The sequence below is a fragment of the Paenibacillus chitinolyticus NBRC 15660 genome, assembly GCF_000739915.1.
In the GTDB taxonomy this organism is placed as follows: domain Bacteria; phylum Bacillota; class Bacilli; order Paenibacillales; family NBRC-103111; genus Paenibacillus_F; species Paenibacillus_F chitinolyticus.
Genome location: NZ_BBJT01000002.1, coordinates 295509 through 316882, shown reverse-complemented (window position 1 = coordinate 316882; position 21374 = coordinate 295509). Strand labels below are relative to the sequence as shown.

The 21374-nt window shown below is 46.9% G+C and carries 19 protein-coding genes; 11 read left to right on the top strand and 8 right to left on the bottom strand.

Annotated elements, in window-relative coordinates:
• Positions 1 to 89: 89 nt before the first annotated feature.
• A complete protein-coding gene (locus PCH01S_RS03125; protein WP_042226704.1) occupies positions 90 to 542 on the top strand; it encodes a YciI family protein in 453 nt (150 codons plus the stop codon).
• The gene (locus PCH01S_RS03120; protein WP_042226702.1) at positions 539 to 889 is read left to right on the top strand and encodes a DUF1801 domain-containing protein; all 351 of its coding nucleotides are present in this window, start codon (positions 539 to 541) and stop codon (positions 887 to 889) included. The genes PCH01S_RS03125 and PCH01S_RS03120 overlap by 4 nt, the downstream gene beginning before the upstream one ends.
• 74 nt (positions 890 to 963) lie before the next feature.
• Here the strand turns inward: PCH01S_RS03120 and PCH01S_RS03115 are convergent, their stop codons facing one another.
• The 3 genes from PCH01S_RS03115 to PCH01S_RS03105 all read right to left on the bottom strand — a co-directional run bounded on the left by PCH01S_RS03115 (position 964) and on the right by PCH01S_RS03105 (position 4779).
• Entirely contained in the window at positions 964 to 2577 is a 1614-nt protein-coding gene (locus tag PCH01S_RS03115; protein ID WP_042226700.1) for an AraC family transcriptional regulator, read from the bottom strand.
• Positions 2578 to 2673: 96 nt separating this feature from the next.
• Positions 2674 to 3642: an ABC transporter substrate-binding protein gene (locus PCH01S_RS03110; RefSeq protein ID WP_053228635.1), complete on the bottom strand. Its 969-nt coding sequence runs from the start codon at positions 3640 to 3642 to the stop codon at positions 2674 to 2676.
• 432 nt (positions 3643 to 4074) lie between these two features.
• Positions 4075 to 4779: an MBL fold metallo-hydrolase gene (locus PCH01S_RS03105; RefSeq protein WP_241688692.1), complete on the bottom strand. Its 705-nt coding sequence runs from the start codon at positions 4777 to 4779 to the stop codon at positions 4075 to 4077.
• 241 nt (positions 4780 to 5020) lie between these two features.
• Between PCH01S_RS03105 and PCH01S_RS03100 the strand changes: the two genes are divergently transcribed.
• The 4 genes from PCH01S_RS03100 to PCH01S_RS03090 all read left to right on the top strand — a co-directional run bounded on the left by PCH01S_RS03100 (position 5021) and on the right by PCH01S_RS03090 (position 10264).
• Positions 5021 to 5425, top strand: a complete 405-nt coding sequence (locus tag PCH01S_RS03100; RefSeq protein WP_042226696.1) for a hypothetical protein — start codon at positions 5021 to 5023, stop codon at positions 5423 to 5425.
• A gap of 75 nt (positions 5426 to 5500) precedes the next feature.
• Positions 5501 to 5671: a DinB family protein gene (locus PCH01S_RS29595; RefSeq protein WP_084706513.1), complete on the top strand. Its 171-nt coding sequence runs from the start codon at positions 5501 to 5503 to the stop codon at positions 5669 to 5671.
• Positions 5672 to 5910: 239 nt separating this feature from the next.
• A complete protein-coding gene (locus PCH01S_RS03095) occupies positions 5911 to 7638 on the top strand; it encodes an ABC transporter ATP-binding protein (protein ID WP_084706512.1) in 1728 nt (575 codons plus the stop codon).
• Between the two features lie 241 nt (positions 7639 to 7879).
• Positions 7880 to 10264 carry a polyprenyl synthetase family protein gene (locus PCH01S_RS03090; protein WP_042226694.1) on the top strand — a complete coding sequence of 795 codons (2385 nt, stop codon included), beginning with the start codon at positions 7880 to 7882 and terminating at the stop codon, positions 10262 to 10264.
• Positions 10265 to 10370: 106 nt separating this feature from the next.
• Here PCH01S_RS03090 and PCH01S_RS03085 read toward each other — a convergent pair whose 3' ends face one another.
• Positions 10371 to 11558: a multidrug effflux MFS transporter gene (locus PCH01S_RS03085; RefSeq protein WP_042226691.1), complete on the bottom strand. Its 1188-nt coding sequence runs from the start codon at positions 11556 to 11558 to the stop codon at positions 10371 to 10373.
• A 170-nt stretch (positions 11559 to 11728) separates the two neighbouring features.
• On the opposite strand from PCH01S_RS03085, the gene PCH01S_RS03080 reads away from it, so the two are divergent.
• The 3 genes from PCH01S_RS03080 to PCH01S_RS03065 all read left to right on the top strand — a co-directional run bounded on the left by PCH01S_RS03080 (position 11729) and on the right by PCH01S_RS03065 (position 14187).
• Positions 11729 to 12727: a phosphotransferase gene (locus tag PCH01S_RS03080; protein WP_042226687.1), complete on the top strand. Its 999-nt coding sequence runs from the start codon at positions 11729 to 11731 to the stop codon at positions 12725 to 12727.
• Between the two features lie 43 nt (positions 12728 to 12770).
• A complete protein-coding gene (locus tag PCH01S_RS03075; protein ID WP_042226686.1) occupies positions 12771 to 13286 on the top strand; it encodes a TetR/AcrR family transcriptional regulator in 516 nt (171 codons plus the stop codon).
• Between the two features lie 478 nt (positions 13287 to 13764).
• Positions 13765 to 14187 (top strand): DUF3995 domain-containing protein, encoded by a 423-nt coding sequence (locus tag PCH01S_RS03065; RefSeq protein WP_042226683.1) that lies wholly within the window; start codon positions 13765 to 13767, stop codon positions 14185 to 14187.
• 430 nt (positions 14188 to 14617) lie between these two features.
• Here the strand turns inward: PCH01S_RS03065 and ytaF are convergent, their stop codons facing one another.
• Positions 14618 to 15247: a sporulation membrane protein YtaF gene (gene ytaF / locus PCH01S_RS03060; protein ID WP_042226681.1), complete on the bottom strand. Its 630-nt coding sequence runs from the start codon at positions 15245 to 15247 to the stop codon at positions 14618 to 14620.
• A 185-nt stretch (positions 15248 to 15432) separates the two neighbouring features.
• Here ytaF and PCH01S_RS03055 point away from each other — a divergent pair, with 185 nt between their 5' ends.
• Together PCH01S_RS03055 and PCH01S_RS03050 are read left to right on the top strand one after the other, a co-directional pair.
• Positions 15433 to 16101, top strand: a complete 669-nt coding sequence (locus PCH01S_RS03055; RefSeq protein ID WP_042226679.1) for a helix-turn-helix domain-containing protein — start codon at positions 15433 to 15435, stop codon at positions 16099 to 16101.
• A gap of 247 nt (positions 16102 to 16348) precedes the next feature.
• Positions 16349 to 17104, top strand: coding sequence for a putative protein N(5)-glutamine methyltransferase (locus PCH01S_RS03050; RefSeq protein ID WP_042226677.1), 756 nt, complete (start codon positions 16349 to 16351; stop codon positions 17102 to 17104).
• A 341-nt stretch (positions 17105 to 17445) separates the two neighbouring features.
• On the opposite strand, the gene PCH01S_RS03045 is transcribed toward PCH01S_RS03050, so the two are convergent.
• From PCH01S_RS03045 to PCH01S_RS03035, 3 genes are all read right to left on the bottom strand, one after another.
• A complete protein-coding gene (locus tag PCH01S_RS03045) occupies positions 17446 to 18507 on the bottom strand; it encodes an NAD(P)/FAD-dependent oxidoreductase (protein WP_042226675.1) in 1062 nt (353 codons plus the stop codon).
• Between the two features lie 94 nt (positions 18508 to 18601).
• Entirely contained in the window at positions 18602 to 20266 is a 1665-nt protein-coding gene (locus tag PCH01S_RS03040; protein WP_042226673.1) for an AraC family transcriptional regulator, read from the bottom strand.
• 135 nt (positions 20267 to 20401) lie between these two features.
• A complete protein-coding gene (locus tag PCH01S_RS03035; RefSeq protein ID WP_272509790.1) occupies positions 20402 to 21340 on the bottom strand; it encodes an ABC transporter substrate-binding protein in 939 nt (312 codons plus the stop codon).
• Between the last annotated feature and the right edge of the window lie 34 nt (positions 21341 to 21374).

Sequence of the window (21374 nt, the reverse complement as noted above, 5' to 3'; positions counted from 1 at the left end):
TTTCAAAGCTTCCCGTTCGTTGTCCTAATAAGGGGAAGAGGTGCGCAGCACACTGACGCAACTATTTTTCCCGCAAGGAGGAGACGGGCATGCGATTTATGCTGATTTTAAAAGCGACAGGTTATTCGGAGGCAGGAGTAAAACCCGGCCCGGCGCACAGTGAAGCGATGGCCGCATACCGCAAGTCACTGGCTGAGGCCGGTGCGCTGCTTGCAGCGGAAGAGCTGCAGCCGAGTTCCGCCGGAATCCGAATACAGTATTTCCCGGGTGAAGAACAACCGGTATTCGAGGCGGGGCCTTTTGTAACGGGGCAAGGACTTTTGGCGGGTTACACACTCATTGAGGTGAATTCCGAAGAGGAGGCCGTGAACTGGGCGCTGCGGATGCCGGTTCCGCAAGGATTCGGAACTTTCGGAATCGAAGTACGGAAGCTCGAAGAACAAGCCGATTATGCAAGAAACCCGATAAATCGGGCTTTAGTAGCGGATTTGGAAGATCAGCTCGAACTGCTGAAAACATACCTAAAGGAGACAAAAATATGAACCCCACAAACCAGGAAGTAACCGATTTTATTGAAGCGTTGAAGGAACCATGGCAAAAAGAACTGTCCGCCGGGCTGCGTGAGGTCATTCATCAGGCGATTCCCGAGGTGTCGGAGCGGATTCAATACAAGAAGCCCCATTTTCTGAAAAACGGAAAATACGCTGCAGTCATTTCGACCTCGAAAGATGCGGTGAGCTTTACGATCTTTAACGCCTCCGATCTTCAGCTCCCCGAAGGAATGTTTGACGGCCCTCCGGAAAGAAAAACGTTGAAGCTGCGTAAAGGGGAGACGTTTGATTCCGGGCTTCTGGTTCCTCTGGTTGTACAAGCTTCAAGCGCGCTTTAGTTTTGAGAGCCGCAAAAAAAAGCAGGGACGGATTTAGCACACGCTAAATCAATTCCTGCTTTTTTATCGTTCCTCTAGATTAGTAAAGCACGCTTAATCGTCGTCAACTGTTCATCTAAAGAATATGGATCTTCAAATGCAAAACGGTAAGGATTACAAAAGGTAACATTTCCTTTTTGTACAGTACTTAATTCTTTCCAAGCTTCATTTTCAGTCAAAATCGAGGTGTCGCCATAGGCAGATAAGAAGATATGATCTCCGACATATTCCGGTAAATTAGAAATGGGAATTTCCGCACTTAAAGATAACTCAGTTAATTCTTTATGTTGTTTGGCAGGTGACTGGAGTTGTAAGGCTTGATACAAACTATAACTGCCATATCCGGCATAAGGGCCCAGTACATACAACTTATTCGTAAGGAGCAATAAGTTTGTAACGGATAAACTTGTACCTAACCGGCTAATCATTTGTGACCTTATACGTTCAACGCGATATTCATATCTTGCAATCCACTGCTCTGCTTGCTTCAGTTTTCCAACCGCTTCACCAATTAGACGCAACTTTGTTAGTGGAGATGTGTGAGGATACGGAATTACAACCGTAGGCGCTATTGACCCAAACGTTTTATAATTAGCTTCATTTTGCGTAATAATTAAATCTGGTTGTAGCTGCACAATTCGACTTGGACTTATAAAAAAATCTTTTCCCAAATCAATGGTCTGATGTAAAAGTGTAGATGTTGATTGTAACGGAGCGATATAATCTTTATTCAACATATCTGTTCTCGCACCAATCGGTGCAATACCTAAACATAATAATTGCCCCATATATTGGTCCGCCACTATTCGTTGTGGAATAACCGGAAGTTTGACAGCCTTAACTCCGTCTTTTTTAAGCTTTGCATATTGTCGAGGAGATTTTCCGACTACTTGTTTAAATCGGCGACTAAAATAATATTCATCTTGATAGCCAACTACTTTTGCGATCGAAGCGAGTGTTTCATTTTGGACTAATAACTTTTTAGCCTCTTCAATTCTAATATTTGTTACATATTGAGTAACACTGCGGTTTGTCAGCTTCTGAAATACATGGGTAAATTGCCGCCTGCTCGTCCCGGCTTTTATCGCAAGTTGCTCTACCGTAAGTTCTTCATAATAAAAGGCATGTATGTAAGCAATTATTTGTTCTACCGCTTGGACGCTATTATGTTCTTGGTTCGTTTGTTTCAATTGTTCTGTAAGAATAAGCGTCATCCATTCTTGAAAATACATATGATTTGTACATTGCTGTAAAACATCCGTACTCCATGCATGACGATACATTTGTTCCAAACCTCTTGTGAGTGAGCGAATCGGTATTTTCACTTTGGCGGGACTATGCTCTTTGCTGTTAAAGTGGAAGAAAGGATTTGACATCTCCTTTGCGTTCGGCTGGAAAACTTGATAGCTTATAAAATAATACGTACAATTTTCTCCATGAACGAACATCTCGGTAGTCGGATTAAATACAACTACTTCACCTGCTGTCATCGTCAATTTTTGATTTCGATCTTCGCTGAGTAAACTTCCCTGAACGACGGCAATGAGGCCAAAGCTATTTATTGAAAATTGCTTTGCTTTTTCATTTGCCTCTATCCGCTCCAACGACAACAAATGGAAAGCTAAACTGCTGGGAGTAATGTTGCGCATAAATATCTTCCTCCATTTTCTTCAACCCTGCATTGGAAATGACTAAAACCGTACTTCGCAGTTACGCAAAGAACGGTTAAAAGTCGGCTTACTGTGTTATTGTTTTTCTGTTGGCATGAATAGATCATGGATAATTTTTAACTGTGCTTCCATTGAGTAAGGGTCATCCATCGCAAAAATAGGGGAATCATAAAAATAAACTTGATTGTTTGCTACAGCAGGTAACGTTTTCCAAAAACTGCTCTCCATTAACTCTTTTCCTTTAGCTTCATCGATGACTGCAAAAAAGGCATGGTCGCCCATATATTCTGGTACCATTTCAAGTGAAAGCTGTGCGCTGTGAAACGTTTGTCCCCGCAGTTGTTCAGCTTGAGGTGTCGGCTGTAGTTTCACATAGTCGTAAATCATACTCCCTCCATACGAACCTTTAGGCCCGAAAACATAAACATTTTTATTGAAAACCCCCATTACAGAAACAGTTTCCCCTTTTTTAATTTTTCCGGATTGAAGGATTTGCTCTTGCACCCGAGCAGCTTCTTGTTCAAACTGGTCGATCCACTGTTTTGCTTGCTCCGTTTTATCAAACAGTTCAGCTATTTTAAAAAACTTGTCCATTGGGGACGAATAATTTGGCGAAGCATATGGAATATGAACAGTCGGAGCAATTTTGCTATAAGACTCTATATTGTCTGGAAGCGAGCTAATAATGACATCTGGATTTAGAGAGGTAAGAGCTTCAAGGTTAAGAGGAAATCCGCCTAAACTTTTAATACCGTCAAGTGCGCCTTTTTCTAAGTTAGCTGGTTTAATCCATGGCTCTGTCAACATATTATCACGTACACCAATTGGTTTTATCCCTAACTTCAATAACTGCCCCATATACTGATCAGAAGCAACACGCTGTGGATGAACTGGCACAACTGTCTCGCCTGACTCATGTTTAAACGTTTTTGTTTCCGTATTTGGCGTTGATTGTTGTTCAATTTCATTGCTAGAACAAGCTGCTAATAAGAGGAGTATAGCAGCAAGACTCGTCACTAGCAGGATATACTTTATCTTTTTCATTTTTTTCTCCTTAGTATTGTATTGGTAATAATAATCATTCTCAATTATAAAATACGGACAACTAGCTATCAATGGATTATTGAGCAAGTTTTTTGTAGTTTTAGACGTAGAATCATTGAACTTACCAAACAATTTTTATATAAACAAAATTCATGATTTTATTGAAAGAACTTGTTTTGATCAATGTTTGAACGGAACCCCGAATAGTGGACACTTTATAAAGTGACCCTATTCGGGGTTCCGTTCACCCTGGCGGGTGCCTTTTTGAAATTGCTGATACAGGTAATATGGAATCGCTAAGTTAATCCGTGCTTTTTTATCGAAAGTTGATTGTTTCTTACCGTGTAATAAGCTGAGAAATCAAGCGGAAGAAGCCGTACATCGTAACAAATTCCGCCCCTTGAACCCGTCATGCTCTACCCGCAAAATTCGCTACGCCTGCCGCGCCACTCGTGCGATGCTTTCGTTGACACCGCCCTGAACGAGACCGCCGTGGAAACAGACTGCCCGCTCAATATCGAAGGCCGCGAACTTCTTCAGCGATTCCAGCGCTCGTCCCATGTCAGGCGTATTCACAGGATTAGGTCCCGTTAATTCACCGTTCTTCGCGATCATGGCGTCTCCGGCAATCAGCGTTTTGCTGGGCGCATGGTACAGGCTGACATGGCCGGGCGTGTGCCCCGGAGTATGGATAACGGTTAATCCGCCGCCGTATGGTAGCGTCTCTCCGTCAGAAAATGTCCGGTCCACATTGGGGCGAGACGGATTCAGGAACGTCCGCTCGAACTGCTCCCGGACCTCTGCCGGCACTTGACCGAGAAATCCGGCCAGCCGTTCCGGCGTCATTTTCAGCATCGGCTGCGTGCCGTTAATGGCGCCTTCGTCGCCGGGGTGGGCGAGGACGGGGGCCGAGCCGCCGGTGGCAGCCAAGATGCCGGGCAGTCCCCCGATGTGGTCGATGTCCTGGTGCGTTAAAAGGATGGAGCGAAGCGGCAGATCTCCGGTGCCCGCTTGTTTTGCCAGCTCCATAATGGCCGGAGCGGACCCCGGCATGCCTGTGTCGATCAGCGTCCATGATTCCTGATCGAACACGACAACGGGATGAATCGTCATCGGTCCTAATTGCAGTTCCAACATTTCAATACCTTCGGCAATTCGCATGTGAATGCCGGTCCGAGCCCTCTGTCGGCGGGCTGAACCGGCTGCCTCCTCTCGTAGTACGAAACTGATGAGTTTATTTTAAAATTCAAATATTTATGTGTCAATGGATAGCGATGTGATTGTTCATCTTTGTATACAAGATGTAAACACAATGTATTGACATTGTGCGTGTGTTTATTTACAATTAAGTTACCCTTAATAAGGAGGCCGCAGTTGAATGGATACGAATTTGCACATACGCATATCAAAAGATCTGAAAGAGAGTTTTCAACAGGTCGCTAAGCAAAATAATAAAGACACCTCGTCACTTGTTCGTGATTGGATTTCGGCTTATGTTGCTGAGTATCGAAATTCGGACGAAGAGACAGCGACGGAACTGTATGTCGCAGGATATCAGCTTCAAGAAGCCCTTGGGGGGAGAGACAAGGTCAGTAAGGATTTTGCAAAACAGCTGCAGGAATATTCCTTGACCGATCAAAAGGAATTTACACAGCTTATCCTGACCACCTACTTGGATCATGATTTGACTATTCCTCCCGTTATCTCGAAAACATACAAAGGATACGCTTATTCACAAATGTTTTTGTTGGGCTTAATCGGAGATAAACCGAAGGAAAGATAATTATCCGAGAAGTGAATCTATCCGTAAGCCGCGCACTGCGCGGTTTTTATTTTATCAAGCTCTTTCACTTACATAATGCAAGCCCTAATAGAAGAATACAGCCGCGGATACAAGCTGTTGCGGGAAGCTGTTGAAGGATTAACCGATAAGGAATTCCGTTTCAAACCGGCACTGGACAAATGGAGTATACACCAGATCCTGATCCATATAGCGGATTCCGAGCTCGTTGCGACACAGCATCTGTAAAGATGTCCTTATTAACAGTGAGGTCATCTTTTTTTGTGAATAAAACGATCTAAAAAGAACCTGTAAAAAATAACTACAAACCGATTAACCCTTTGTTTGCCAAACTTCAGTAATGATATCCTAATAAAAAACAACGGGAGTGATAACCATGACATTTTATCCGATAGCCAAAACTAGAAAGTATGCCGATTGGGCCGAAAAAACCGGCCGTGCAATCCAAACCAAGCGGAGGTATCCGGGTGAAAATGATAAAAAGGTTCGTGACTTATTACAAGCCTTATAAAAAGGTACTGATTGCCGATTTGATATTTGCGGCGCTTGCTTCCATGTGCGCGCTTGCCTTTCCGATGCTAGTCCATTTCATGACCACGAGCGCGATCAGTGAGGAAGGGATTGCCGCTGCGCTTTTTGTCAAAATGATAGCCGTTTTTTTATTTTTGATGGCGGTCGAGTATGGAAGCGGCTTTTATACGGACTATTACGGCCATACGATGGGCGCGGCGATGGAGGCGGATATGCGAAACGACTTGTTTCGGCATGTTCAGAGGCTTCCGTTCAGCTTCCATGACAAGACAGCCACCGGTCAGCTTATGTCCCGCGCTACCCATGATTTGTTTAACATATCCGAACTTGCGCACCATGGTCCGGAGGATCTGGTCATCTCGTTCGTAAGAATCGCGGGATCGGCGATTATTTTGTGGCAGCTAAACCCCGTACTTGCGCTCACTCTGTTATCGGTTCTGCCGTTCATGTTCCTGTTTGCCTACCGCTATAGTATCAAGGTAAAGGAAGCGCTGAAAAAGAACAACGAACGAATCGGAGATCTTAACGCGCAACTGGAAGACAGCCTTGCCGGCGTCCGCGTCGTCCAGTCTTTCGCCAACGAAGAGGTAGAGACCGCTAAATTCAGAGCCGGCAACGAGGTGTTCCTTGGGAGCAGGAAAAAAGGCTATAAAGCCGAGGCTCTATTTTTCAACGGATTGACTTCATTCATGTCGCTGATGTATATAGCGGTCGTTGTCGCGGGCGCGCTTCTTATCAGCAATAACATGCTTCTCTTGACGGAATTGATTACTTTTCTGCTGTATATAAACACCATCACCGACCCGGTAAAAAGACTGGTTAACTTTACGCAAAATCTGCAAAACGGGGCGGCGGGTTTCGAGCGATTTGTAGAAATCCTCTCGATAAAACCCGCTATCACCGACTCGGAAGACGCCGTAACGTTAAACCGGGTCCGGGGGAAAATCCGATTCGAAAACGTCGGTTTCCGGTATTCGGGCGACAATTCCCCCGTGTTCAGTCATTTAAACTTAACCGTATCTCCGGGTGAAACCGTTGCGCTTGTCGGTTCGTCCGGAGCAGGCAAGACGACTCTGTGTCAGTTGATTCCCCGCTTCTATGACCCCAGTGAAGGAAATGTATACGTGGACGATCTGAACATTAAAGACGTGGAGCTAAAATCGCTGCGCAGTCAAATCGGAATTGTTCAGCAGGACGTGTATTTATTCGCGGGAACCGTACGCGATAATATCAGGTACGGAAAACCGGACGCAACGGATGAGGAAATTATAGCAGCCGCCAAACTGGCGCATGCTCATGAATTTATTACGGGTTTACCGGGCGCTTACGAAGCTTTTGTCGGCCAGAGGGGAAACAAGCTTTCGGGCGGGCAGAAACAACGCATCAGCATCGCCCGCGTTATTTTGAGAAACCCGGCCATCCTGATCTTCGACGAAGCCACTTCCGCACTTGACAACGAAAGCGAAAGAATCATTCAACACAGTATGGAGATGCTGACCCGAAACCGCACCGCCTTGATCATTGCCCACCGATTGTCCACGATCCGGGATGCCGACCGGATTGTCGTGCTTACGGAACAGGGATTCGCCGAGGAGGGAACCCATGAGACGCTTATGAGACAGGGAGGGACGTACGCGAAGCTGTATAACATGCAGTCGAATTAAGCGCGGCGGATATGCCTGCAGGGATCACGCGGAGATGTTCAAAAAAGAGCGCTGTGGCAATCACAGACGCTCTTTTGTTTCGCTTGGCCTTCTATTCGAACGTTTTTTACGGACCGGGATCAACATTTCGTAACCCAAACGATTCTTTCCCGTATAAATAGAACAAAATCGGTTGCCGTCCGCGAGAGAGTTGTTCTTCTAAGCGCGGTTTAACCAAATAGAAGTCGAGGTCGTGCAACCTATGAACCAGACATTTACAGACCAGGCCGAAACCTGGTGCCGGCTGGCTGAGCAGAGAGCCGCGCAGTATTTCGCATCGCTTTATGAGCAGGTCAAGGTGAAGAGCTATGTGCCGGTCCTGACTGAAGATATCCGCGTTTGGAAAAAAGATCATATCCCGCCTTTTTCGCTAGTTTCCTTTTTATCCGGGAGAAAAAGAAAGCCCGATTCACGGGATTATTCCCGATATATCCAATGGCTCCGTTACACAGGAAAATTGGACGATTATCTGGACCGGAGCATCTCTTACATTTATTTGCGGGATTTGGGCCAAGCCCTGGATTCTCCCGCCACACAGAAGAAAGTCCATAAACTGATCGGCGATATCAAAAACCAATTGATGGATTCCGCCAAAGCGGACGGGGGAGATCAGCCGGATTATATAAGCTGGGCGGGTTTGTACCGGTGGGCCCAGAAGGAAGGGATCGAAACCGCGGCAATTTGGTTAATAGCCAAGCTCAAAAACGTTTCTACCCGCATCCCGAAAGAAATGAATGCCGAGCAAGCCCAGCGCAAACTGCTCAAAATCATTCTCGGGGTCATTCTGCACGTAGACGACGATATGGACGATAAAACGCCGCCGGACGAACGGTCCCGCAGACTGGATGAAGCCATCCGGCTCGGATATTCGTACGGTCTGACCTATCCTTTCATAGACGATCTCCTCGATTCCGGGATCTTAACCGACCTGGAGAAAGAACAATTTACCGGCATGATACGAAACGCCCTTCTTACGGGTACCGTGCCTGAACTGGGCGAGTGGTCCGAGAATAATCGGATTTTGCTGGAATTCGTACATGCGGAGCTGCGGGATGCTTTTCAGTCGATCCAGGCGTACCAGCGGCCGGAAGCACTTAGTACCTTTTACGAACAATCGTATGTCTTTTTCCACTCCCAAGAGCTGGACCGTATAAAGGATCTGTCCTGTGAGTCTTACACGAATGAAGAGCTGTATATCCCCATCATCTTAAAATCTTCTTCTTCCCGGCTGATTGTGCGTTCCGTACTTAGTGCGGATGCGGACGAAGGATTCGATAACCGGACTTTTTATTACGGCATTTACAATCAACTGGCCGATGATTTCGCGGATATGTTCGACGACAGGAAAGACGGTGCGGTAACCCCTTATACCTACTATTTAAAATACCGGGATCGCCGTCCGGATCTGATTAACCCTTATGAATTGTACTGGACGGTTATTTCCCATCTGATTCATAACGTGTACCGCTCCGATGCGAAGACCCGTGAGGTCATCCTGGATCGTGCGATCAACGGTCTCAAACGATGTAAAGAACGTCTCGGCGCCGAAAAGTACAACGAGCTTATGAATATATTCGCGTCCGGAGACCCCGAATTCAACCGTCTCATCCAAACTATGGTAAGTAAAGCGGACGATGTTGATTTTTTCGATAAACTGCTGCGGGATCAGGTGGTTGCCGTTCTCCAAAACAACCAGAAGGAGAAAGAGGCCTTCTCTGCTACGGTCGCTAGCGTACGTGATCAGATCAACAGCTTCCTGCACATTTCCAAGCCTCACGGAACGCCCGGGATGGGTGAAGCGCTTATTGACGCCGCCAATTACAGTCTGGAAGGCTCGGGAAAGCGTATCCGGCCTATTTTAACCTGGGTTATGGGCGTAAACGAGTACGGGCTGAAGGCGAAAGAAATCATCCCGCTTCTCAAATCGCTCGAATATATGCATACCGCCTCCCTGATCTTCGACGATCTGCCTTCCCAAGATAATGCGTCCACGAGAAGAGGACGGCCGACCCTGCATCAGGTGCACAACATTGCCACCGCTGAGCTGACCGGTCTGTACCTGATCCAGAAGGCCACCCAAGAGCAGACATCGCTGGACTGTTTTCCGGCCAAGTCCGTCCTTGCGCTTATCCGCTATTCGGCCGAAAAGACCGAAGAGATGTGCATGGGACAGGCGATGGACCTGCAGGCCAGAGGCAAAGCGTTGACCTTGGAGCAGTTGAACCGGATCTGCTTTTATAAGACCGGAATCGCATTCGAAGCGGCCCTCGTCATGCCGGCCATTCTTGCGGAGGTACCGGCCGCCGAGATAGACGCCTTGAAAAAATTCGCTTATCATGCGGGCATTGCTTTCCAGATCAAAGACGATTTGCTTGACGCGGAAGGAAACGTGGAGGTGCTCGGTAAACCTGCCGGCAAGGATATCGAAAACAACAACTCGACTTTCGTGACGATACTGGGGCAGGACGGCGCAGGTAGAGAAATGTGGGAACATTACTGTCTGGCTATGGAATCGTTGAAAGAGGTTCCGCGCAATACCGCTTTCCTGAAGCATTTATTGACTTATATAGTCGGCCGGGATCATTAAACGAGCGGGCGAACAAACAGGTGGTTCTTTAAAAGAAAAAAAGCCGATTTTCTGTATTCAGAAAATCGGCTTTCGCAGAGAAGAACGTTTACCTGAGATGGCCTCTTTATTTTACGGAATGCGGCAGCCTCTTACTTACGAATACCATCATCAGCGACAAGACGAGAAAATAAAGCGGCATGGTGAGCAAAGAATCATTGTGAAGGTAGCTCATACCGCTCGTGATCAAGCTGACAAGGATATAATAGCCCAAGCCGAAGATGGCGCCCGCAGTCCCGAGTACATCGCCGTATCGGACCAGAGCCAAGCTTAGACAGTTGGGTATAGCCATTCCGATTCCTAACAGGAAGATGAAAATACAGGTGGCCAGAAGGATTAGAAAGATTGCCGAAGGACTCGCCTTATACAGTATAAGGGCGGTCATGCAGGCCGCTCCGAAAGCGGAGAGGACCGTGCCGGTGACGATGATCTTTTCAGCGGTACATTTCGTTAACAGTTTTTTCGACAACAAGGCTCCGAGAATGGAAGAAAGCGCCACTAGAATGCCGAAAAGTCCGAATTCGCCCGGTGTCAGATGAAAATACTCTATAAAAATAAACGGTGACTCGGCATAATAACTGAACAAAAGACCATTCGTTGCCCCAATGAGAAAACCGAACGCCCATAACTTTTTATCGCCAATCATGCGCCGGAATACGGACCGGATTTTGATGGTGGTCGTTACGGCTCCTTTTGTCTCAGGAAGTGCAGCGAACGTATACGCAAAAACGGCCGCGCCCATGATAACAAGCGTGAGGAAAACCGCCCTGAAACCGAGCGCTTGATCTACCCACCCGCCAATTAACGGGCCGATCGCTGGAGTGAAGGCCAGCGCTGCGGAAATTTGGGCAAAAACGGCGTGACGTTTGGCTCCGTCGATACTCTCGCGCAGGATGGTTTGCGTGACAACCGAGCCGGTACTGGCTCCAAAAGCCTGAAGAAACCGGCATACCAATAGCCATTCGGCGGTGCCGGACAAATAACACCCCAAGCTTCCGAGACCATAAACGAGGATTCCCCAAAGCAGCGCGGGACGCCGTCCGATCACATCCGAGAGCCTTCCCCAGCAAAAAACACCAAGGGCGAAGCCCAGGAAGTAGACACTGAGCGTCAGTTGGATCAAGTTCTGGCTGACGTGGAAATGATCCGCGATATCCGGTAAAGAAGGCGTGTATATCGTTTCACTAATTTGCGGAAAACCCACAAGAATAATAAACAGCAGGATAGATGGTGTTGAGATTTTTTTTGTTAACACAGTTCATGCCCCCTATAAATTGAAAAATCTCAATTCGTCTCGGGTATTACGGGATAGGGGGCTTGCATTTAATCAATCGGGCAAATGACAGCATGTAATTTCACCTTATTTTTTTTATAGGGGGACTATAACGAGTATTATAGCAAGAATTCTATTTGGAGGGGAAATAAATGGAGACAGAGAGCTTGAAGCTTGCCCGGCTCACAAAATTGGTTACGGAACATTATCATCTGGAGCCGCTTAGCATCAACCGGCAGCAAGGGGGATGGGCTTCCTTGGCTTACCGGATCGAGACCCCAAGCAACTCGACCTATTTTTTGAAAGAGTATGAGAAAAAACGGTCGTCGACTCCCAAATTAACCGCACGGCTCCATAAATATATCCCGGTAACCTGCTGGCTTAACGAAAACACAAACCTGGCCGGTAAAATTCCGGTGCCTCTGAAAACTCAATCAGGGGAATATGTATGTGAAAATGTGGACGGTATTTTTCTTCTTTACGAGTATATTCACGGGGAAACGATCGGAGAAAAAGCATTAAGCCAAACTCAGATCGAACAACTGACAACTATATTGGCCGAGCTGCACAAGGCCGGAAACTCCATCTCGGTGCCCGCGGAACATCTGACGGAGGATTTTCATGTCCCTTTTATGAATGCACTCAACGAAACGATGGCAGCCCGCGATTTATCTCCAAGATTAAGATCCGCAATAAAACCTTACAAAAACGTGTTGTTTGAGCATATATCCGTTTTGCAGGACCTATCATTGAAATTGGCCGGACGCATGCTGCCTTTGCGCTGGTGTCATACGGATATTCATCCCTGGAACATGATGCAGAGCGATCATCAGCTGATTTTGATTGATTGGGAAGGTTTGAAGCTGGCACCGGTAGAAGCCGACTTGATGTTCCTGACGGATGAAACTTATTTTCACGATTTCTTCGCTTTATATAAAAAAATTCATCCCGACTATATCATTGATGAAGAAGCGCTCCGGTTTTATAAAATCAGGAGGCTGCTTGAAGATATTTGGGAATTTACGGAACAATTTTTATATGACGAGCAAAGTGAGCCGGAAAAAGAAGGCACCCTCAAGCAATTGATCCATGAACTGGAGTCTTTGAAGTGTGGTACACAGCACTCCATTGACAAAATAAAACCCGAATAGTATTCTGATAAAAACATACGCTGCCGTATCTTAAGGGGGAGTCATGCAAGTAACCAGGGAAGATTGGGTAAAAGCCGGATTAAATAAACTCGCCGAAGCCGGCATCCATGAAGTTCGTGTCGAAGCGCTTGCCAAGGCACTGAAAATAAGTAAAGGCAGCTTCTACCACTACTTTCGAGACCGTAAAGAACTTCTGGATTCCATGCTGGATTATTGGGAGGAATATGCAACCAAACGGATCATCCAGAATGTAGAACAAGATAGCTTCTCGTTGGAACAACTGCTTAATCTTAGTATCAACAACCGGGACAAGAAAATGGAGATCGGCATTTATGCCTGGGCTAAACATGATCCTGTCGTAGCATCCCGATTGGTCGATATCGAGGAACAAAGAATTCATTTTGTTACCGTCTTGTACGAGAAGAGGGGATTGACGTTTTCAGAGGCCGCTGACAGAGCCAGACTTACCTATTTAACTTATGTGGGATGGATGACCCGGTTTGAGAGCAATACCAATTTTGATATCGTCAAGATGTTTGAGATTCTATTAAAAAGTTGAACACCGATGTCCCTCATGCGGCTGTAAGTGCTGCGGGGGACATAAAAAATGCACTAACATACGGATGCGTATGTTTTCGCGTGTTAACTACCCCTTCTTAGATGAAGAAAGGAGCCTTCCTATCAACCTCCTATACCTTGTTGTGGCCATAGCGATTATGATTTTGGGGATTCTTCATATTTGCATCACACCCAAAGTATTCAAAGCCATGACCCCGGAATCGATATGGTTCGTAAGCGGCGGGTTGGCGATCATTTCAAACGCTACCCTTAATTTAGCCAGGATTAGCACGAAGCCGGAAAGCGGCATGTTGGATTATTTTTGTTATGCAAATAATGCGCTGACTCTATTGTTTTCACTTATTCTGGTTCGTGTACTTCCTAGGCCGCAGACGAAATTGTTCGCATGTTTAATGTTCTTGGAAACCTTGTCAGGTTTTCTGGTCAAATTTTAAAAACCGAATGGGGAGGCGGATTGAATGAAATCCGTTATGGTTTTGTCAGCCGTAAGTATTTTGGCTCTAATCAGCATCTTACATATTTATTGGGCCTATGGGGGGCGCTGGGGAATCGGTGCCGCGATACCTTCGAAAGCGGGGGAGTACAAGCCTGCTTTTACTCCCGGGAAACCGGCTACGCTCTTGGTGGCTGTTCTTCTCTTAATTGTTTGTGTCATACTCCTGATGCAAGGCAGTTATATAGATCCATTACCGGCAAATGCCCTTACAAGAACAGGGTGTATCGTTTGCGCTTCTGTTTTCATTTTGCGGGCGGTTGGCGACTTTAGACATGTAGGATTTTTCAAAAAAGTAAAGCACACGGTATTTGCAAGAAATGATACGTGGTTGTATAGTCCGCTTTGTTTGTATTTAGGGTTAACGTGTGCGATTCTTCTGTTTTAAAATGAAGCGGCAACCCCTGAGGGTTGCCGCTTCATGGAAATTAGATTCTTCGTTCAAATACTAGAACATTCCGTTTGGATATCACAAGCCGGAAACCGTTTCTTAAAAGACATCGTTCAGCAAATAACACGCGACCACCAAAGAATAAGAAACGGCTGCATGGTCTGGCGCTGCCGATTATACGGAAGGCGATGATAATTCTTCGTCCGGTTATGATACTGCGTCTAAACTTGATTTCGACTACATCTCTTCTTATGCGGGCCATACTAATCACCTCGCTTTCCTCTGAATACTATAGATAATGCGAGAGTGAATAGAATGGGAACTTAGAATTGATCCGTATACCGCACAATTTCATGCATAACTTCATGATTGGGACGGAGGACCGTGTATTCATGGCCGATCGTTCACCTTTTCTATCCGAACGAATTTACAGTAAGCTGTTGGCGGCAATCACGAGAAGCATCATGCCGCTAACCAGGGTGCCGAATTGGCCCAACGTAAAGGAACCGATGCGGATGCCGGCAACTTTACCGCCCAGCCAGACTCCAAGCCATACGGTCAGAAAACTTCCGAAAGCCGCCGTAAGAGATATCGCAAAGGGAGAGAGGCCGAGCAGCCCCGCACTTAACCCGTTGGTCAGCGCATTGGCCGAAAGGGCAATCCCCAGAATGAACGATTCGGCGATTCCGATATGCTTCGAATTGTCCCGGTCCACCTGCTCGGGATTCCGTAAAATCGACCGTAATCCATTTCCGTTCCTCTTTGACGGAGAGGGAGCTACTTCGGGTTCCTTTCCCGGAGCTGCCATCAAAATGATCCGTATTCCGATGAAGAACAGGCTAAACGCGCTCAGAAGGACGGGGAGCATGCCGGGCAGGACGGAAGAAATCCATTTTCCAAACCATATTCCCGTATAACTGAACAAGAAGCAGACACCGGCAACGATCAAGTTGGACAACATTCCGATTCGGATTTTTCGAATCCCGTAAGAAATTCCCACACCTAAATTATCGAGACTCGATGAAATTGCAAAACCTAAGATAAGCAGCCACGCCATTTTCTCAACACCTCGTTATGTTGTATTTGCTTTTAGGGTATGTGCCGTTGAGAAAGTAGTGCCAGTACAACCAAAAAACTCAATGAACTCAATAAACTTCACATTTTTACGGACAAAGACAAGGTAAATTTTTCAACAGTCTTTCATATACTGGTTCATAAAGGGTCGAGAAAGGAGATGCCCCGATGGAAGCCCTGGATCCGCCGAAAGAAAGCACGATTGGGGAACTCATTAAGATTCAATTGAAAAAGCAATCGCTTTCCATGCGTAAGCTCAGCAGTCTCTCCGGAATGGACACCGCTACGATTTCACGGATCGTAAACGGCAAACAGGAGCCCAAGCTCATTCATCTAAAGCTTTTTTCCGAATACCTGGATCTGTCGCTGGATAGGTTGATCGAAGCTTCCGGTTATATAGTGAACCCTGTTAAAGAAACCGGCTATTCTCATATTCATCAATCACTGGGAGTGCTGCTGGAATTGTTCGGGGACTCCAGCGTGTCCGATTTAAAAGCGACGACGGGGCGCATTGAGCAGGAATTGGCCAAATACGAGGTATATGCACAAACGGAAGAAGGACACGGCTTGATTTGCCGGGAATTCGAAGCCAAGCTGGCACAAGTAAACGGGGTAGGGCCGTTAATCGACCAACTGAAGGAAATGTATACGCTCTACTGCGCCAAAAGTGCCTCCGAAACCGATCAGGCTATCCTCGGAAGCGCTTTGTTGTATTTCATTCTGTCTGCCGATATTATTCCCGACTATATGTTTCCGATCGGTTACGTGGACGATGCCATGGCTGTTTATCTTGTTCTAGACAGGCTGAGTCAAAGAGGGTTTCCGCACAAACTTTGACCGCCTAGAGGCGGTTTTTTTAATGGACGGGTATTGATGAAGAGGGAATAAAGATACGGTTGCCTTTCTCATACGATGGAGCATTTAAAATAGGAGAGTTTCCTATAACGGTTTTGTCCCTGTTTTGAACCTTATGGAGGGGGTAAAATAAAACCATCTTTCTTGTATACGTTACGAATAGAGGGGATATATGGATTTAAAAAGATTAAGGAACACCGGTGACGAACTTCACGGAGACGGGACATTTATGCGGGTCGCCGCTGCGCTTAGGGAAGCCGGTTGTGTCTTCGCGGAAGAGGAGTCCCGGCGGCTGATTTCCGCCGCACAAACGCCATCCGAACTTGCCGCTATGGTGGACCGGCGATCTGCCGGTCTCCCGCTTGAGCACGTGATCGGCTGGGCGGAGTTTTGCGGTCTGCGGATCGCGGTGGATCACGGAGTCTTCGTTCCCCGGCAGCGTACCGAGTTTCTTGTACGCCAGGTTGCAGCCCTTGCAGGGAAGAATGCGGTGGTTGTCGACCTCTGCTGCGGGACGGGCGCGGTGGGCGTCGCCCTGGCCTCCGCATTGCAGCGGATCGAGCTGTACTCCGTCGACATCGATCCCGCCGCTGTGCGGTGCGCGCGCCGCAACGTCTCGGCCGCAGGGGGCCGCGTATACGAAGGCGACCTCTACGATCCGCTGCCCGCCGACCTGCGGGGCCGCGTCCATGTACTGGTGGCCAACGCACCATACGTGCCGACCGGGTCGGTCCGACTGCTGCCCGCCGAGGCCCGCATCCACGAGGCCCGGGCGGCGCTGGACGGAGGGGAGGACGGGCTTGACATCCAGCGCCGGGTAGCCGCAGGGGCGCCGGTATGGCTGGCACCCGGCGGACACCTGGCGGTGGAGACAAGCCGGCGGCAGGCACCGCAGACCGCCGAGATTTTTGCCCGCAGCGGGCTGAATGCGAGGGTTGTCTGCTCCGACGAGCTGGACGTCGCTGTCGTCATCGGAAGCCGATGAGAGATCCGGGATAATGGGAAGTTGAACACCGTTATGTGACGCCGAGCACCGCGCGCTGGGAGCTTCGCGCGGTGGCAAGATGCGCTAACCTGCCCGTTAGCTTAACCGGTTGCGCGACAGGTACTCAGCTAATCGGCTAATGGACTAAGTGCGCAAGTTCTTGCCATTTTCGGCAAAGTACCCAAGTTCTTGTCATTGAGTTAGGACAAGTACTTGGGTGCTTAAAACAAAAAAAGCCGCAGTTTACGCGACTTTCATGGTCTAGATGTTCCTGCCATCTGACAGTTTGCGTCCCAGTCTTTCGATCCGGTTTGCCATTTTCCTGTTACAGTAGAATCATTCTACGCATCTTCCTCTGCCATGCCAAGTGCTTTATTCTTTTCCTTGAACTTGGCATTATGCGAAGAAACATAGGCCACCTTCGCTGCCGCCGGTTCCAAATACAGCTTGGCGCTATTGACTGCCAACACTGCATCGGTAAAAGCCCCGGCGATCAGGTTCACTTTAGAGGGGTAGTTCGCCGTATCCCCGGCGACAAAAATACCAGGCAAATTGGTTGCCAGTTTTTCGTTCACATTAATATCCCACTGTCCCATATCCATACCCCAATCGACAATCGAACCGAAGTCACCGCGCAGCCCGTGATTGACGATCACGGCATCTATCACTAATTGTTCCGTTTCTTCCATTATTAAGCCCTCTGCATTCACCCGTGCAATCGATACCGCTTCAATGGCGTCACCGCTAACATTGCCATGAAGCCGATCCAACACATACGGTGTACGAACATCGACAGATGATTCCTTCATCCGCTTCACATTCTTCTCATGTCCGCCGAAGCGTTCACGGCGGTGCACGACAGTGACACTTGCGGCAATCGGTTCCAGTGCGTTGGCCCAGTCAACTGCCGAATCACCGCCACCGGAGATGAGCACCCGCTTGCCGTGAAAGCTTTCGAGCTCCTGTACGGTATAGTGCAAATTCGTCACTTCATAACGCTCAGCGCCTTCGATGTCCAACTTCGCCATCTTCAGCACGCCATGTCCCAGCGCCAAAACGACCGTACGTGTACGATGCTGTTCACCCGTTACGGCGGTCAGAAGCATTGTCCCATCCTCGAGCCGCTCCAGTCCGCTAATCTGTTGTCCCAATACGAAAGTCGGATCAAACGTATGAGCCTGCTGGATCATTTGCCGGATGAGGTGCTCGCAACGGATTGGCGTAACTCCGCCGACATCCCAAATCATTTTCTCCGGGTAAATCAACAGCCTTCCGCCCAGTTCCTCCTTCGCTTCGATCAGCTTCGTTTTCAAATCGCGCATGCCGCTGTAAAAAGCCGCATACAACCCGGCGGGCCCCCCGCCAATGATCGTCATATCATAAAGCTCCAACGCTTGTGTCATGCCGCTACCTCCTGTATGGTTTGAGTCCTTAATTTCCTCCACTTTTATGCAAACCGTGCAGATCATGCGATATGGAGGAGCGCAATGCCGTTAATCACATCGTTTTCCTTTTAAAAATATACGGCAGCATCTCTAATAACCGTCCACGTGTGATGGGATCTTCATAATTCCATGTAGCATCCATATAATGAACCTTACCGGGAGTTAACTCGGCTATAGCCTCGATCTGTGGACAGTGAGCAGCTGTTTGCAATTCTAGGGGAGAAGCCAAGAAGAAATTGCGGTCTCCGGCATAGTGATTCAATTGATGCTGCTGAATTTCTATCCATGATTGCCCTTGCTCGATTAGGTGCATCACTTTGGCAGAGGGACGAAAGCCAAGTGATTCGTACAAAGTGGCTGCAAACCCGTTGTGGCCCATAACATAAAGTTTTGCACCTAACTTGAGATAAACAGCAGCTGTCTCCCCAGCAGCATAAGCATCTGCTAATTGCCTGCGTACCCGTCTTACTTTATCCTCATATGTAGCAATCCACTTCTCCGCCGCTTTAGCACGCTCAAATAGTTTGGCGATATATCGTAACCGATCAAATAGTCTAAACTTATGGTCCAACACAACAGTAGGAGCGATCGCATCTAGTACTTGTAAATCTTGTGCATGATGATGGTAGCTAAGCAATACTAACTCAGGCTGCAGCGGTGCTATTTTATCGGGATCCGCCCAGTGCCCGATATTTTGAATATTTCGCAACTTATTGTGATAAATCACATTATTTTTCATAGAGATGGCCGCTCCTATAGGGGATATGCCTAAAACGAGTAATTCTCCCAGTGTATATTTGCCATCCGTCACAATACGCGTTGCATTTTTAGGAACATGAACTTTTCTGCCAAGTGAATCGATAACTGTTCTTAGCTGAGTATGTAGATGGATATTGGCATATTCGCGCGGAGTATTTCCAGTTAATTTACGAAAGCACCGGCTGAAATAGTATTCATCCTTGAACCCGATTTGTCGGGATATTTTGCTCAATGGCTCGGTGGAATTGCAAAGAAGTTTCTTTGCATGTTTTATACGTAGATGCACTAAATAATCAGTCGGCTTTTGGCCGGTCAATGTTTTAAACTGTTGACTATATTGCCATCTGACCATTCCTGCCATGTTAGCTAGTTGTTCTACTGTCAAGTCCTCATCATAGTGCTGTTCCATATAATGGACAGTATATTGAATCATTTTTATCTTTTCTTCGCTCTGCAAATGGGCGGCTTGCTGATCTAACTGGGCCATCAACCCTAGAATAAGCTGAAGTCTGCCTTGCATCATAGCCATTTCCGATGTAGATAGGGAGGAGCAAAATCGATTCCTCATCCATGATTCGTTCCCTAATACTTGCTTGACTTGAGAAAAGAACAGACTATAAGGATAACCACAAAGCAGCGGCGGGTGAGCTACCGGATTCAAAATCAATCCTTCTACTTCAAAGGTTTCAAAAATAAAGCGCGCAAGCTGTGCCTCTCCGTTACTTGATTCCACAGAGTAGTGTTGTACAGGTGAAACTAGAATGCAGCTCCCTTGCCGTAGATCGACTGCAATTTTGTCTATATACAGCCGTATGCCATGACTGAGTGCTATCAATAAGGTGCATAAATTTGTTCCCTTGTAATCAATTGCCTCATTATGGCTGCTCGCCGGCATCAACCGGTCAACTTGAAACCTATCATAGTGCTGCAGCCTAATATACAGGGGTGCTGGATTCATTAAGCAACTCTCCAATAATGAAAATGATTCTCATTATCATAACATATAATGAGCTGCTTTCAACTATCGCAGTTCGAATAGGCGCTATTTTAGAAAACGAATGGTTTAAAGAACGGAGTGGGCAGATACAATTTCTTACTTCCGCTGCATCCATTGTGGCAGCTCTTTAAACAATTGCTCCAAAGCTAACAAACCATCTGTATTCCATTCGGCAGAAACAACGTAAACATTTCCCTTTTGGACTGCAGGCAGAGTTCCCCATATCGGGCTTTTTAGCAGTTGGTCAGATTCTGTTTTACTTTCACTGTTATCTTGTACAAGTACAAACAAATGGTCACCGGCAAACTCCGAAAGCAGCTCTTCTGAAACCTTAACGAAAGATACCCCTTTTTGATCAATAATATTTTTCTGTACAGCGGGTGGGATGGCAAAGCCGTTCTTTCCATAAATAACGGCACCAAGTGAACGATTGCCCATTACATAAAGCGTTTTACCTAGCTGGTAGAAAACTGTTGCTGTCTCCCCATCTGCTAATTGAAGCTTATCAAACATTTCTTTCGACTGTGTTTCAAACTTAGCAATCAATTGAGCTGCCTTTTCCTGTTGGCCAAAGATTTTTCCCATCTCCTTTACACGTTCCGCATAGGGAAGAGCCGGGTTGAAGGGGATAGTAGGAGCAATTTTCGAAAATGCCGCATTTTTCTCCGCATCCGCATTGTAATAACTATTAATAATCAAATCCGGTTTTAAACTCAGAATCACCTCTAAGTCGCCCGGATTGCCAACATCAACGATTCCTTCCGTTTTACCTTTATAGTAACTATGAGTAGTATGGATAAGATTACTGCCAACGATTGGAATATCCATCACCAAGAAATCGCCGAGCGTCGGACCGATATAAACGACCTGTTTGGGTTGTGCAGGTATTTCAATCTGTTCACCTGTAATCGTTGTATATTGAAATGTTTTCTCGTTTTTCTCTAGCTGTACATCAGATGCATGGCCTCCAGCATTGCTGCATGCCGATACTATTAATAACAGGAGGAAAATACCTCCCCATAACATAATTGGCATTCCGTGATGTCTCTTCACACTTGTTACCCCTTTC

Coding starts and splice junctions, on each gene's coding strand:
- ytaF (WP_042226681.1), bottom strand. CDS start 15,247: ATGGCGTGGCTGCTTATCTTAGGTTTTGCAATTTCATCGAGTCTCGAT.
- PCH01S_RS03080 (WP_042226687.1), top strand. CDS start 11,729: ATGGAGACAGAGAGCTTGAAGCTTGCCCGGCTCACAAAATTGGTTACG.
- PCH01S_RS29595 (WP_084706513.1), top strand. CDS start 5,501: ATGCAAGCCCTAATAGAAGAATACAGCCGCGGATACAAGCTGTTGCGG.
- PCH01S_RS03115 (WP_042226700.1), bottom strand. CDS start 2,577: ATGCGCAACATTACTCCCAGCAGTTTAGCTTTCCATTTGTTGTCGTTG.
- PCH01S_RS03065 (WP_042226683.1), top strand. CDS start 13,765: ATGAAATCCGTTATGGTTTTGTCAGCCGTAAGTATTTTGGCTCTAATC.
- PCH01S_RS03100 (WP_042226696.1), top strand. CDS start 5,021: ATGGATACGAATTTGCACATACGCATATCAAAAGATCTGAAAGAGAGT.
- PCH01S_RS03055 (WP_042226679.1), top strand. CDS start 15,433: ATGGAAGCCCTGGATCCGCCGAAAGAAAGCACGATTGGGGAACTCATT.
- PCH01S_RS03045 (WP_042226675.1), bottom strand. CDS start 18,507: ATGACACAAGCGTTGGAGCTTTATGATATGACGATCATTGGCGGGGGG.
- PCH01S_RS03110 (WP_053228635.1), bottom strand. CDS start 3,642: ATGAAAAAGATAAAGTATATCCTGCTAGTGACGAGTCTTGCTGCTATA.
- PCH01S_RS03125 (WP_042226704.1), top strand. CDS start 90: ATGCGATTTATGCTGATTTTAAAAGCGACAGGTTATTCGGAGGCAGGA.
- PCH01S_RS03105 (WP_241688692.1), bottom strand. CDS start 4,779: ATGTTGGAACTGCAATTAGGACCGATGACGATTCATCCCGTTGTCGTG.
- PCH01S_RS03050 (WP_042226677.1), top strand. CDS start 16,349: ATGCGGGTCGCCGCTGCGCTTAGGGAAGCCGGTTGTGTCTTCGCGGAA.
- PCH01S_RS03120 (WP_042226702.1), top strand. CDS start 539: ATGAACCCCACAAACCAGGAAGTAACCGATTTTATTGAAGCGTTGAAG.
- PCH01S_RS03075 (WP_042226686.1), top strand. CDS start 12,771: ATGCAAGTAACCAGGGAAGATTGGGTAAAAGCCGGATTAAATAAACTC.
- PCH01S_RS03090 (WP_042226694.1), top strand. CDS start 7,880: ATGAACCAGACATTTACAGACCAGGCCGAAACCTGGTGCCGGCTGGCT.
- PCH01S_RS03035 (WP_272509790.1), bottom strand. CDS start 21,340: ATGCCAATTATGTTATGGGGAGGTATTTTCCTCCTGTTATTAATAGTA.
- PCH01S_RS03040 (WP_042226673.1), bottom strand. CDS start 20,266: ATGAATCCAGCACCCCTGTATATTAGGCTGCAGCACTATGATAGGTTT.